Source organism: Cupriavidus sp. GW823-FHT06D04 (assembly GCF_058795055.1).
Genome location: NZ_JBXAHL010000102.1, coordinates 1 through 1,700, shown reverse-complemented (window position 1 = coordinate 1,700; position 1,700 = coordinate 1). Strand labels below are relative to the sequence as shown.

General features: G+C 60.6%; 1 protein-coding gene. It reads left to right on the top strand.

The window, feature by feature from the left end:
- Window positions 1-112: 112 nt before the first annotated feature.
- Window positions 113-1,513 carry an ISNCY family transposase gene (locus AC1Q7H_RS39740; RefSeq protein WP_492382509.1) on the top strand — a complete coding sequence of 467 codons (1,401 nt, stop codon included), beginning with the start codon at window positions 113-115 and terminating at the stop codon, window positions 1,511-1,513.
- Window positions 1,514-1,700: the final 187 nt, after the last annotated feature.

Here is a 1,700-nt window from a genome sequence, read left to right as displayed (position 1 = left end):
GGTGTAGCGGCAAAGCAGTAATGTCCGGTTCTAGCAAAGCAGAAATGTCCGCCTGAGGCGCTCTTCGTGGTATTTAGCCTGCCCGGTTGAATGCAATGGAGAACGCCAGGCGATGGCTAAATCCGACGTCATTACAGTAAGCATGCGAGAGTTAGACAGGCTCAAGACCGTCCAGGCGGTCGTGGATGGTCAGTTGCGGGCGGGCGTGGCCGCCGAACGGTTGCAGATCACCGACCGGCAGTTCCGGCGGTTGCTGGAGCGCTATCGGCAGGAAGGACCGTCTGGGCTGGTCTCCCGCAAGCGCGGCCGGCCCGCCAACAACCGCCTATCGGCCGATCGTGAGGCCGCAGCGCTTGACCTGATCCGCGAGCATTACGCCGACTTTGGCCCGACCCTGGCCGCCGAGAAGTTACACGAGCGTCATGGGCTGAAGCTGTCCAAGGAAACGATTCGCCGGCTGATGACGGTGGCCGGACTGTGGGTGCCGCGCAAACAGCGGCCGCCGAAGGTCTACCAGCCTCGTAACCGGCGCGCCTGCTATGGCGAACTGATCCAGATCGACGGCAGCGATCACCGCTGGTTTGAGGAGCGCGCCCCAGCCTGCACCCTACTGGTTTACGTCGACGACGCCACCAGCCAGATCATGGAACTGCGCTTCACTCATTCGGAATCCACGTTCACATACTTTGCGGCGACGCGGGCCTATCTGGAGTGCCACGGCAAGCCGGTGGCGTTTTACAGTGACAAGGCGAGCGTGTTCCGCGTCAACAAGCCGAACGCGACCGGCGGCGACGGCCATACCCAGTTTGCCCGGGCCTTATTTGAGCTGAACATTGAGGGCATCTGCGCCAACAGCAGCCAGGCCAAGGGCCGCGTCGAACGGGCCCACCAGACCCTGCAGGACCGCTTGGTCAAGGAACTGCGCCTTCGCCATATCAGCACCATGGACGCCGCAAACGCCTTCATGCCCGAATTCATCGCGGACTATAACGCGCGCTTCGCCAAGGCACCGCGCAACAGCCATGACGCCCATCGTCCGCTGCGACCGGATGAGAACCTGGACCTGATCTTCACCTGGCGCGAACCGCGCTGCGTATCCAAAAGCCTGACGATCCAGTACGACAAGATGCTCTACCTGCTGACGGATACGCCCGAGCATAGGAAGCTGGCCGGTCGCTATATCGATGTCTATCACTATCCGGATGGCAGGATCGAGCCACGCGCGAACGGCGCTGCCCTGCCCTATACCATCTACGACCGGCTATCTGAGATCGATCAAGGCGCGATCGTGGACAATAAGCGGCTCGGAGCTGTGTTGCAGATAGCGCAATACGTTCAGGAGAAGCGCGACAATACGCGGTCACTATCCGTGCCTGGAACGGAGGGGGTTCCCCGCAAGCGTGGACGGCCGCCCGGCAAGAAGTCCCAGCGGTCGCTGGGCCAGAACGATATGTTGGAAGCTCTGCAACGCTTACAGCAGCAGCCGTGGCCGCTTAACGGAACCGAGAACTGAACTCAGCTTGCTACTGGAATTCAAATCCGCTCGGCCGGCATGACAGCTTCACCCTGAGTTGGATTCAATCGTGTCAGGCCAGCACCACCGCCCTACGGGAAATCCAGAAAACTGAACAAGCAAGTTGAGGACTCTCCGGACATTTTAGCTTTGCCGGCGACCGGACATTTCAACTTTGCCTGGACAA

Coding starts and splice junctions, on each gene's coding strand:
- AC1Q7H_RS39740 (WP_492382509.1), top strand. CDS start 113: ATGGCTAAATCCGACGTCATTACAGTAAGCATGCGAGAGTTAGACAGG.